General features: G+C 40.1%; 11 protein-coding genes. All 11 read left to right on the top strand.

Annotated elements, in window-relative coordinates; genetic code table 11:
• Window positions 1–42 precede the first annotated feature (42 nt).
• The 11 genes from J4G36_RS07380 (at window position 43) to pgsA (ending at window position 11554) form a co-directional block, all read left to right on the top strand.
• Window positions 43–765: a GntR family transcriptional regulator gene (locus J4G36_RS07380; RefSeq protein ID WP_210469383.1), complete on the top strand. Its 723-nt coding sequence runs from the start codon at window positions 43–45 to the stop codon at window positions 763–765.
• A 54-nt stretch (window positions 766–819) separates the two neighbouring features.
• The gene (locus tag J4G36_RS07375) at window positions 820–1890 is read left to right on the top strand and encodes a BMP family lipoprotein (protein WP_210469382.1); all 1071 of its coding nucleotides are present in this window, start codon (window positions 820–822) and stop codon (window positions 1888–1890) included.
• Window positions 1891–2027: 137 nt separating this feature from the next.
• Window positions 2028–3599: an ABC transporter ATP-binding protein gene (locus J4G36_RS07370; RefSeq protein WP_210469381.1), complete on the top strand. Its 1572-nt coding sequence runs from the start codon at window positions 2028–2030 to the stop codon at window positions 3597–3599.
• Entirely contained in the window at window positions 3589–4632 is a 1044-nt protein-coding gene (locus J4G36_RS07365; protein ID WP_210469380.1) for an ABC transporter permease, read from the top strand. Before J4G36_RS07370 ends, J4G36_RS07365 begins: the two co-directional genes overlap by 11 nt.
• A 1-nt stretch (window position 4633) precedes the next feature.
• Window positions 4634–5593 (top strand): ABC transporter permease, encoded by a 960-nt coding sequence (locus tag J4G36_RS07360; protein WP_210469379.1) that lies wholly within the window; start codon window positions 4634–4636, stop codon window positions 5591–5593.
• A gap of 152 nt (window positions 5594–5745) precedes the next feature.
• Complete coding sequence (gene yfmF / locus J4G36_RS07355; protein ID WP_210469378.1) at window positions 5746–7029, top strand: EF-P 5-aminopentanol modification-associated protein YfmF; 1284 nt, start codon at window positions 5746–5748, stop codon at window positions 7027–7029.
• Window positions 7022–8323, top strand: a complete 1302-nt coding sequence (yfmH, locus tag J4G36_RS07350) for an EF-P 5-aminopentanol modification-associated protein YfmH (protein WP_210469377.1) — start codon at window positions 7022–7024, stop codon at window positions 8321–8323. Before yfmF ends, yfmH begins: the two co-directional genes overlap by 8 nt.
• Window positions 8316–9050: an elongation factor P 5-aminopentanone reductase gene (gene ymfI, locus J4G36_RS07345; RefSeq protein ID WP_210469376.1), complete on the top strand. Its 735-nt coding sequence runs from the start codon at window positions 8316–8318 to the stop codon at window positions 9048–9050. Before yfmH ends, ymfI begins: the two co-directional genes overlap by 8 nt.
• Window positions 9051–9201: 151 nt before the next feature.
• Entirely contained in the window at window positions 9202–10023 is an 822-nt protein-coding gene (locus J4G36_RS07340; RefSeq protein WP_210469375.1) for a DUF3388 domain-containing protein, read from the top strand.
• Window positions 10024–10045: 22 nt separating this feature from the next.
• Window positions 10046–10927, top strand: coding sequence for a helix-turn-helix domain-containing protein (locus J4G36_RS07335; protein ID WP_210469374.1), 882 nt, complete (start codon window positions 10046–10048; stop codon window positions 10925–10927).
• Window positions 10928–10975: 48 nt separating this feature from the next.
• The gene (gene pgsA, locus J4G36_RS07330; RefSeq protein ID WP_210469373.1) at window positions 10976–11554 is read left to right on the top strand and encodes a CDP-diacylglycerol--glycerol-3-phosphate 3-phosphatidyltransferase; all 579 of its coding nucleotides are present in this window, start codon (window positions 10976–10978) and stop codon (window positions 11552–11554) included.
• Window positions 11555–11567 lie beyond the last annotated feature (13 nt).

Raw genomic sequence — 11567 nt, 5'->3', positions numbered from 1 at the left:
AGCAATGAAAAGTCTGACCATATAGAGGGCGGTGATACAAAAATGATGAGTGCTGGGAAACAACACCATTTGCAAGTCGTTGATATCTTGAGGAAAAATATAGAATCAGGGGTTTATAAAGAAAATGATAGACTGCCATCCGATTTTGAACTTGCACAAATGTTTGATGTCACTCGGACAACTCTTCGAAAAGCATTAACTATTTTAGAAGATGAACAAGTATTAACCCGCCGACACGGGGTTGGTTTGTTTATTAATCCAAAACCAATCTTTACATCAGGTATTGAACAGTTGGAAAGCGTATCTACAATGATAGAAAATGCGGGAATGGAACCTGGTACAATTTTCATGGATGTTTCAGATACGGATCCAACTGATGAATGTGTCTCTCAATTCGGCTCTTCGGAAGATGAGAAACTTGTCACGATTAAACGTGTTAGAACGGCAGATGGCGAACCTGTTGTCTATTGTATTGATAGTTTACTAGCTAAATATCTACCAAGTGAAACCGAAGAACTTTTTAGTGTATCTATTTTTGATGCAATTGAGCAATCCGGCAATGTTCGCATCGTGCAAGCAATCGCACAGATTGAACCAGTCGGTTATGATGAAGAAGCATCCTCAATTTTACGTTGCGGTGTGGATGTGCCACTTCTAGTTTTAAAACAACGGCATTATACTGAAGACGGAGAAATGGTCCTGTATTCGAAGAACTATTTTCGAGCAGATAAATTTAGTTTCCATGTCGTGCGAAAAAGGGTATAAGACGTCTATACGTCCTTACTAATATAAAAACAAAAATCATAGGAGGGTCTTACATTGAGAAAAAGTAAATTGGGTCTTGCACTTGCAATGATGCTTGTTATCGGCGGTTTGCTCGGCGCTTGCGGTACTGATAAAGACAAAGGCAAAGAAACTACAGGCTCTAGCGAAGTAAATGAAAACGCTGTATCGGTAGCAATGGTAACGGATACAGGCGGCGTTGACGACAAATCGTTTAACCAATCTGCTTGGAAAGGGATTGAAGAATACGGAAAGAAAAACGGCCTAGAAAAAGGAGATAAAGGTTACGACTACCTACAATCTAATGACGCTTCTGAATACGAGACAAACTTGAATAGACTTGTTCGTCGTGATTTCGATGTCGTTTATGGAATCGGATTCCTACTTAAAGATGCAATTGAAACAATTGCTGAACAGAACCCAGATGCTATGTTCGGACTTGTCGATGAAGAATCAGAAGTAGAAAACGTTGCAAGTATTATGTTTAAAGAACAAGAAGGTTCATTTCTTGCAGGCGCGGCAGCTGCACTTATGACGAAATCCGACAAAATCGGATTTGTTGGCGGAATGGAAATTCCAGTTATTGAACGTTTCCATGCAGGATTTGTAGAAGGTGTTGCGGCTGTTAACCCTGATATTAAAGTAGACGTACAGTATACGGGTAACTTTGATAAAGCGGAAGATGGAAAAGCGGCTGCAAACCGTATGTACACTTCCGGTGTTGACATTATCTTCCACGCAGCTGGCGGAACGGGTAACGGGGTATTCTCAGAAGCGAAAGAGCGTAAATCTGCAAACCCGGATGAGTATATTTGGGTAATCGGTGTTGACTCAGACCAGTACGATGAAGGCCAAGTGGGCGACCATAACATCACGCTTACTTCGATGCTTAAACGTGTTGACCTATCAGTTATCAGCGTTGCGGAACTTGCTGAAAAAGACGAATTCCCAGGCGGCGAAATCACTCGCTATGGTATTGCTGAAGGCATGATTGAACTTGCTGATTCTCGCGGGGCAATTCCTCAAGATGTTCTTGACAAAATCGACGAATTATCAAAACAGATTGTTGATGGAGAAATTGTAGTATCAGCAGATCCAAAGAAATAATTTAGTATAGCTAGGGGCCGGGTTTTCCGGCCTTCCTAATTTTATCAAATGTAAATTAATACAAGAAAGGTTTCCTCCGAATATGGAATCTTTTCTTGTATTAATTTTGTAAGTCAATTATTAAAGGAGTGAACCCATTGGAATACGTCATTGAAATGCTGGATATTAGAAAAGAATTCGGTAATTTCGTTGCGAACGATAACATTACGCTTCAGTTAAAAAAAGGGGAAATCCATGCGCTTCTAGGTGAAAATGGCGCAGGTAAATCAACATTAATGAACGTTCTTTTTGGCCTTTATCAACCTGAAGGCGGAGAAATTCGAGTTCGTGGTGAAAAAGTCGCAATATCTAATCCTAATATCGCAAATAACTTGGGCATCGGAATGGTTCACCAGCACTTTATGTTAGTAGAAAACTTAACTGTTACAGAAAATATAATCTTAGGCAACGAACCAAAAAAAATGGGAACCATCAATATCCGGGATGCTGCAAAAAAAGTTGCAGAAATCTCAAAATTATACGGGTTAAATGTGGATCCATACGCGAAAATCGCAGATATTTCTGTCGGCATGCAACAGCGGGTGGAAATTTTGAAAACGCTTTATCGGGGTGCGGAAATCCTAATATTTGATGAACCAACCGCATCTCTAACACCGCAAGAAATTGATGAGCTATTTATTATTATGAAAAAGCTGATTGAGGAAGAGAAGTCGATTATTTTAATAACACATAAGCTCCAAGAAATTATGGATGTCACGGATCGCGTGACAGTTATCCGTAAAGGCCAAGGTATTGGTACTGTAATTACCGAAGAATCCAATCCGGAAGAGCTTGCGACATTAATGGTTGGGAGACAAGTCGTTTTCAAAACGGAAAAAGGTCCTGCGTTTCCAACCGAGGAAGTTTTACATATTGAGAATCTTGTAGTGGAAGATTATCGCGGAGTAGCAAAAGTTAAAGGATTGAATCTATCGGTTAGAAGAGGTGAAATTGTTGGGATTGCAGGAATCGATGGGAACGGTCAAAGCGAACTTATCGAAGCAATAACGGGACTTCGAAAGGTGAAGGATGGAAAAATATCAATTAACGCTAAAGATATTACAGGTAAACGTCCGCGAGAAATCACGGAAACGGGACTTGGTCATATTCCTCAGGATCGCCATAAGCATGGATTAGTTTTGGAGTTTTCTGTCGGTTATAACGCCGCTTTGCAATCCTATTATCATGCACCTTATTCGAAAAACGGCATTATGAATTATAAAATTGTGTCTGAAAAGGCTAAAGGAATTATTGAAACGTATGATGTGCGGACACAAGGCGAGCATGAGCCTGTACGCGCTCTGTCCGGGGGTAATCAACAAAAGCTTATTATCGGACGAGAAGTGGAGCGTAATCCGGATTTGTTAATTGCAGCACTGCCAACCCGTGGACTTGATGTTGGTGCAATTGAATTTATCCATAAAAGATTGATAGAGCAGCGAGACAAAGGAAAAGCTGTTTTGTTAATTTCTTTTGAGCTCGATGAAGTTATGAATGTGTCTGATAGAATAGCAGTTATCTATGATGGCCAAATTGTCGATACCGTGAATCCGTCAGAAACAACTGAACAAGAACTAGGGTTATTAATGGCTGGTCACCAGAAGAGTGAAATGATGGTTGTTGGTGATGAAGTTGTACTGAAAGAAGGTGAGGATAGAAATGTCGAATAGAGTTATCAATCTATTAGTACCTGTCATTTCCATAATATTGGGCTTAATTGTCGGGGCAATTGTCATGATATTCAGCGGCTATGATCCAGTTGCCGGTTATATCGCATTGTGGAATGGTATTTTCGGTGATGCTTATGCAATTGGGGAAACGATTAGACAAATAAGTCCTTATATATTAGCGGGATTAGCAGTTGCATTCGCATTCCGTGCAGGTTTATTTAATATTGGGGTAGAAGGGCAACTAATCGTCGGTTGGTTTGCAGCCGCGTATGTTGGATCGGCATTTGATTTGCCGAAAATCATTCATTTGCCGTTTGCCCTTATTGCAGCCGCTTTAGCGGGTGCATTATGGGGATTAGTGCCAGGGATTTTAAAAGCTACTTTACGAGTTCACGAGGTAATCGTTACGATCATGATGAACTATATTGCACTTCATGTAGTCAATGCGTTAATCAAAACGGTATCCGGAACCTATAAGACTGAAAAAATTAGCGCAACAGCATCACTTCGGTCTGAATTTTTATCCAACCTAACGGATTATTCAACACTTCACTACGGCATATTAGTAGCGCTCGCGATGGTTGGTGTCATGTGGTTTTTATTGGAGAAAACCAAAACAGGCTACGAGTTGAAATCAGTTGGCTTCAATGAGCACGCTTCGCAATACGCGGGCATGAACGTAAATCGAAACATCGTTCTATCCATGGTGATTTCAGGTGCATTTGCGGGCCTGGCTGGATCCATGGAGGCGCTTGGAACATTTGGTTATTTGGCTAATATGGGGGGCTTTACCGGGATTGGGTTTGATGGTATCGCAGTTGCATTATTAGGCGCGAATACACCGCTCGGAGTCATTTTCGGGGCATCATTATTCGGCTCATTGAAATACGGTGCAGGGAATATGCCGAATGAGGCTGGGGTTCCGACAGAGATTGTTTCAATCATTATTGCACTCATTATTTTCTTCGTTGCTTCGGGATATATCATTCGAGTGATCCTAAATCGCATGAATAAGAAAAAGGGGGCGAAGTGAAATGGGTTTTCTTGATATACTATATTTCATCGTGCCAATTACCATTTCATACGCAGCGCCTTTAATATTTACTGCGATTGGCGGCGTTTTCTCGGAACGTTCTGGTGTTGTCAACATCGGACTTGAGGGGCTAATGGTTATGGGGGCTTTCATCGGTATTTTGTTTAACTTAACATTTGCAGGTACCTTTGGCGCTTGGACGCCGTGGCTAGCTTTACTTGCGGCGATGATTGTATCAGCAATCTTTTCAATCATGCATGCTGTCGCCTCGATTACTTTCCGAGCCGATCAAGTTGTATCGGGTGTTGCGATTAATATGCTAGGAATCGCAGTCGCTTTATTTACAGTGAAATTAATATACGGAAAAGGACAGACGGACTTTATTCAACGCAGTATTCCGCGTTTTAACGTTCCTTTTTTGGAAGATATACCGGTTCTTGGACCAATGTTTTTTAAAGGAATCTATGGTTCATCAATATTAGCGATTCTATTGGCAGTATTGGCATGGTTTGTCATTTACAAAATGCCGTTTGGGCTACGATTGCGTTCTGTTGGTGAACATCCGCTAGCTGCAGACACGATGGGAATTAACGTGACGAAAATACGCTATATTGCAGTCATTATTTCTGGTGGTCTAGCTGGTATTGGCGGCGCGATTTATTCTCAAACGATGACGAATGACTTTGGGCACGCCACGATTAATGGACAAGGCTTTATGGCGTTAGCCGCAATGATTTTTGGTAAATGGCATCCAATCGGTGCAATGGGCGCGGCATTGTTTTTCGGATTTGCGCAGGCGCTAGCGATTAGTGCGCCATCCATCGAATTTTTGAAAAATGTTCCGACAGTTTATCTACACATTTTGCCATACGTTCTAACAATTTTAGCACTTGCAGGATTTATCGGTAGGGCAACAGCTCCGAAGGCTAACGGACAACCATATATAAAAGGACAACGTTAAGAAATTTTAAGCTACCTTGAAAGTCGTAAAAGACTTCGGGTAGCTTTTTAATTTTTTTGAACTTTAATAGAACGACTAATTTGCATGAAGAGCCAGTTGGAATGTATAGTGATGTGAGTATGACACATATTAACAAAAACAGAGGTGCTAGGATGTTTACAAAAAATCGATTAGAACAAGGTGTAACCTTATATACCCGAAAGTCAAATCAATTCAAGACAGTAAACTTTGCTATTAAGTGGAAAAGTAATCTTGATGTTAAGACTGCAGCTGCACGAGCTGTGCTTGCAAATGTTTTAGAAGATTCAAATGGCATGTACCGAACGCAAACCGAACTCCGCAATAAATTAGATGATTTATATGGGACTATTATGTACACGGGTGTTGCAAAACGCGGTGATACGCATATTCTGTCTTTGAATGTTGAATGTGTGAATGATGAATTTCTGTCGGATGGCGGCGTTCTAGCGGAAGCTATCGAATTACTGGGAACTGTTATTTTCAATCCGAATCTAGCCGGTGGGAATTTTAAAGCAGAAATCGTTGAACGGGAGAAAAAATCAGTCCGTGAAAGAATTCGTTCGCAATATGATAATAAAACAAGTTACGCGCAACAACGAATGCTTGAAGTCTTGCGGCCGAATAGCCCGATTTCGACTAGCTCAGATGGAACAGAAGAAGCGGTAGCAGCAATAACACCTGAAACTTTACTAGCAACTTATAAATCGATGATCGAGGAAGACACGATTGACATTTATGTTGCAGGCGATATCGACGAGATGGAAATTGCCGAAAGATTAAAAGCGGTTCTATCATTTGGCGCTCGTCCAGCACGTAAAATAGAAACTTTCAAGACGACAGAAAATGTTAATCGTGCCGAACCTGAACATGTACGGGAAAAACAAGACATGAAACAAGGAAAACTACATCTTGGCTTTAGTACGCCTATTACGATTCATCATCCGGATTATACGAAAATGCAAATGATGAATGGCGTGTTCGGTGGATTTGCTCACAGTAAATTATTTATGAATGTTCGTGAAAAAGAAAGTATGGCTTATTACGCGTCTAGTTCTTATGCTTCCCATTATGGTCTAGTTTCTGTCATGGCAGGGATTGACGCAAAATTAGAAGAAAAAGCTGTAGCGCTTATTAAGGAACAACTATTAGCACTTCAAAATGGAGAGGTAACGGATCTTGAATTAGATCAAACGAAAGCTTTACTCACCAACAGCATTACAAGTACCTTCGATTCGGCAAGAGGGCAAATTGAGGTATACGATCAGTTTAAAGAGCTTGATGAAGATTTCACTGCGGATTATCTTATTTCCAAGTGGAATGCCGTTACAAAAGATGATGTAAAGAAGATGGCAGAGGACATTCAATTGGAAGTCGTCTATTTGTTATCGGGTAAGGAGGATACTTCTAATGAATAAAGTGCATTTTGAAAACTTGCAGGAAACTTTATATAATGAGAAATTGGAAAATGGTCTTGATGTTTATATTTTACCAAAACGGGGATTTTCCAAGACATATGTAACCTTTACAACAAAATACGGTTCTATCGACCGGACATTTATTCCATTTGGTAAAAATGAAGAAGTGACTGTTCCTGACGGTATCGCTCATTTTCTAGAACATAAACTTTTTGAAAAAGAAGATGGCGACGTATTTCAAGATTTTAGCGTTCTTGGTGGATCGGCGAATGCATTTACTTCATTCACGAGAACCTCATATCTTTTTTCTGCAACAGATAAATTATATGAGAATACGGAAGTGCTGCTTGATTTCGTACAGGAACCCTACTTCACGCAAAAAACTGTTGAAAAAGAAAAAGGGATTATCGGGCAAGAAATTACGATGTATGACGATCAGCCCGACTGGCGTTTATATTTCGGAATGATTGAAAATATGTACCATGAGCATCCTGTGAAAATCGATATTGCAGGAACAATTGAATCGATTGATGAGATTACAGCGGAACATTTGCATGAATGTTACGAAACATTTTATCATCCATCGAACATGGTCTTTTTTGTCGTAGGAGCTGTGGATCCAGAAGAAATGATGGAATTCATAAAGGAAAACCAAAATAAAAAAACATTTATTCCCGCTGAGGAAATCACCCGAAGCTTCCCTGAAGAACCTGATACCGTTGCCCAACCAGAACGAACGCTCTCCATGGATGTAACAAAACCAAAACTAAGTTTTGGCATGAAGTGCACGAAAACGGATGTTTCAGGTGAGGAAATGCTCATCCGTGAACTTGCATCAGAACTTGTCATGGATATCTTATTCGGGAGATCATCAGACTTTTATGCGAACGCTTATAAAAATGATTTAATCGATGAATCCTATTCATATAGCTTTATGCTAGAAAATGGATTTGGCTTCTCAATGATTTCATCCGATACTGAAAAACCAGAGGATCTAGAAAAAGCGATTCGCGCTAGGCTGAAAGAAGCAACAACTACATGGCTAATTACAGATGAAGATTTGGATCGCCAAAGAAAACGCAAGATCGGGCAATTTATGCGGTCCCTCAATTCAATTGAATTTATTGCTAACCAATTTACCAGATATTCGTTTAACGATATGAATTTATTTGATGTCGTACCAACGCTTGAAAAAATGACGCTTGAAGATTTGAAAAACGCATTCTCAACATTCAATGATGAAAGTGGCTTTACGGTTTATAAAGTACTTCCAGCAGAAAAAGAAAATGCATAAACAGCGATATGCGGTAATCCTCGGTGCTTCAGGCGAGATTGGGCAAGCAATTTGCCGAAATCTCGCAGCACTAGGATGGTCACTATACTTGCATTACAATGAAAATGAATCGAAAGCTAAAAGCCTTCAAGCGATATTAAGCAAGCAGTTTCCGGGACTTTCATTTAAAATCGTACAAGCAGATTTTAAAAGAAGTGACGGTGCAAAAGTATTGGCGCAACAATTGACAGACATTCATGCCGTTATTGTTGCTAATGGCCAGCCAATGTACAAATTGCTCTCCGAAACAACTACGTCCGATATGGATGCGCTTTGGAAAGTACATGTCCAAAATCCCGCCCATTTCATCGGCTTGATTTCATCGAAACTTAGACTTGAAAATCCTTCTTACATTGTTTTCATCGGTTCAATCTGGGGAAACACTGGAGCAGCCGGAGAAGTTATGTATTCGGCGGTTAAAGGCGCCCAGCACGCTTTCGTCAAAGCATATGCGAAAGAAGCTGCATATTCAGGTGTTCGTGTTAATGCGATTGCACCAGGTTGGATTGAAACCCGCATGAATGATTCAATCCCTGAAGATGAGCGGCAAATGATTGTCGATGAGATTCCCCTTATGAAAGTTGGAACACCAAAAAATGTAGCAGATACGGTTGAATTTCTTTTAAGTGGAAAAGCAGATTATATGACAGGCGAAATAATAAAAGTAAATGGTGGGTGGTACATTTAATCAGTGGTTCACAGGAATAAGTTGCGAAATTGACCATTGTTTTTGTAATGTCTCCAGATTTTTACTTTATCCTTTTCTTACTGTCTTAAATCCGTTATCATGGAACTATGTACGTTTTCAGGCGTCCTTATAACCGGAAGGGGTGTGTCGAATGGGAAAGTGGTATCTCGAATATGAAATTCAAGTGAACCGCCCAGGACTACTCGGGGATATTTCTTCACTACTAGGCATGTTAAGAGTCAACATCGCAACGATTAACAGTGTAGACGGTGGACATGATAGAGTAGAAGGCGGCTTACACAGAGGCCTTTTATTAACAACTGATGATGACGACCAAATTCAACGTTTTGAGCAAATAGCCTCCACTATGGATACGATAAAAATCAAGAAGATTCGAGAACCAAAATTGAGCGATATTCTTGCGGTGCGCCATGGACGCTATATTTTGCGAGATTCTGAAGACCGCAAAACTTTTAGGTTTCTTCGAAGTGAACTTGGAATCTTAGTTGACTTTATGGCGGAAATATTTAAAGAAGAGGGTCATAAATTAGTCGGAATTCGAGGGATGCCACGTGTAGGTAAAACAGAATCTGTTGTTGCGGCAAGTGTTTGCGCAAATAAGAAATGGATTTTTCTTTCTTCCACGATGATCAAGCAAACGGTTCGGAATACGCTTGCCGGAGATGAGTTCTCGAAAGACAATATTTTCATCTTAGATGGAATTGTTTCTCGTAAAGCAACAGATGAACGACATTTACAGCTTGTTCGGGAGATGATGCGCATACCTTCAGTAAAAGTGGTCGAGCATCCGGATATCTTTGTGCAACATTCAGAGTACAATATTGAGGATTTTGACTATATTATTGAATTGCGAACTGAACATGATCAAGAAATTACATACGAAATGATGGAGAAAAACCACATGATGTCCAATCGAGGGACAATGGGTGGATTCGACGTCTTTAACCTTTGATAGGAATAGGTAGGTGTTATAGGTGACCGGACTAGGTGACCGTCTCAGAGAGGCGAGAAAAGCGAAAGGCTACTCACTAGATGATTTGCAGTCAATAACAAAAATACAGAAACGGTATTTATCGGGTATCGAGAATGAAGAATTTGGATCGATGCCAGGTTCATTCTATGTCCGTGCTTTTATTAAGCAATATGCAGAGGCTGTTGGACTAGATGCGGACGAGATGCTTCTATTGTATCGCGACAGCTCTGGAAAAATGGAATTGAAAGCAGAAGAACAGCAACATGTTCCTCAAACTTTATCGCGTCGAAGCGGTTCAAGAAATAGTCGTCTCAATGAAGTTTTGCCGAAAATAATCGTGGCATTATTTATTATCGTAATCATTGTTGTCGTCTACTTTTTGAACAAACATCACGTTGCAAATAAAGATGATACTCCCGGGACGGAAGAGTCAATAATCGTTGATAAAGATAATTCGGCCGACGCCAATAAAGATGATAAAACAGATGGTGAGGCAGCAGGTGACGAATCGGATAGCAAAGAAGATCCTGAAGACGCCGAAGAACCAGCTGTTGAACAAAGTTTAGCGCATGAAAGCTCGGCTGGGGAAGATTCATTCTACAGACTAACTGATGCGGAAGAATTCAAACTAGAAATTAAAACAAGCGGTGATTCATGGATTGGTGTATTGGACCGTTCAAATACAGAGCGGATGCCACAACCTCGAGGCGCTTATACTTTAACCGCTGGTGATGCAGTAGAAATGGACGTTTCAGATACTGATTGGGTACGAATTCGTGTTGGTCGTACAGCTTCTACGGAAATTTATGTGAACGGCGAGTTGCTTGAATACGCAGACAATCGTACAACACGAAATATTATTATAGAATATGAGAAAGAATAATAGTCATCTAGCTAGATGACTATTTTCTTTGAAAGGAAAGTGATCCATTTGAATTTACCAAATAAGATTACAGTTTCACGCATTTTATTAATACCAATTTTCATGCTTTTCATGCTTGTTGATTTTAATTTTGGAACGGTAAATTTGCTCAATACAGATATTGAGACCAGCCATATAATCGGCGGTTTGATATTTATTATTGCCTCCATTACAGATTGGCTGGACGGTTATATTGCTCGAAAGTATGAACTCATTACGAATATGGGTAAATTTCTTGATCCGCTTGCAGACAAACTACTCGTTTCAGCGGCATTTATAATACTCGTTGAACTTGGCTCTGCGCCTTCATGGATAATCATTGTTATTATCAGCCGTGAATTTGCAGTGACAGGTCTTCGTTTAATTCTTGCGGGCGGCGGGGAAGTTGTAGCTGCAAATCAACTTGGTAAAATTAAAACCGTGACGCAGATTATTGCGATTATTTCATTGCTATTCAATAATATCTATTTCGAATCAATCGGAGTACCGTTCGGAACCATAATGCTTTACATTGCACTATTCTTCACAGTTTGGTCAGGTGTTGACTATTTTTATAAAAATAGACGCGTTTTACTTGAATCCATGTAAGGAGAGGTTTCTT

It is taken from the genome of Sporosarcina sp. 6E9, assembly GCF_017921835.1.
Taxonomy (GTDB): Bacteria; Bacillota; Bacilli; order Bacillales_A; family Planococcaceae; genus Sporosarcina.
The sequence above is the reverse complement of the archived record's forward strand: the minus strand, read 5'-3'. Positions and strand labels throughout refer to the sequence as shown.

Excerpts from the sequence above, each read along its gene's own strand:
- J4G36_RS07360 (WP_210469379.1), top strand. The coding sequence starts at position 4,634 with ATGGGTTTTCTTGATATACTATATTTCATCGTGCCAATTACCATTTCA.
- yfmH (WP_210469377.1), top strand. The coding sequence starts at position 7,022 with ATGAATAAAGTGCATTTTGAAAACTTGCAGGAAACTTTATATAATGAG.
- J4G36_RS07340 (WP_210469375.1), top strand. The coding sequence starts at position 9,202 with ATGGGAAAGTGGTATCTCGAATATGAAATTCAAGTGAACCGCCCAGGA.
- J4G36_RS07380 (WP_210469383.1), top strand. The coding sequence starts at position 43 with ATGATGAGTGCTGGGAAACAACACCATTTGCAAGTCGTTGATATCTTG.
- J4G36_RS07365 (WP_210469380.1), top strand. The coding sequence starts at position 3,589 with ATGTCGAATAGAGTTATCAATCTATTAGTACCTGTCATTTCCATAATA.
- yfmF (WP_210469378.1), top strand. The coding sequence starts at position 5,746 with ATGTTTACAAAAAATCGATTAGAACAAGGTGTAACCTTATATACCCGA.
- ymfI (WP_210469376.1), top strand. The coding sequence starts at position 8,316 with ATGCATAAACAGCGATATGCGGTAATCCTCGGTGCTTCAGGCGAGATT.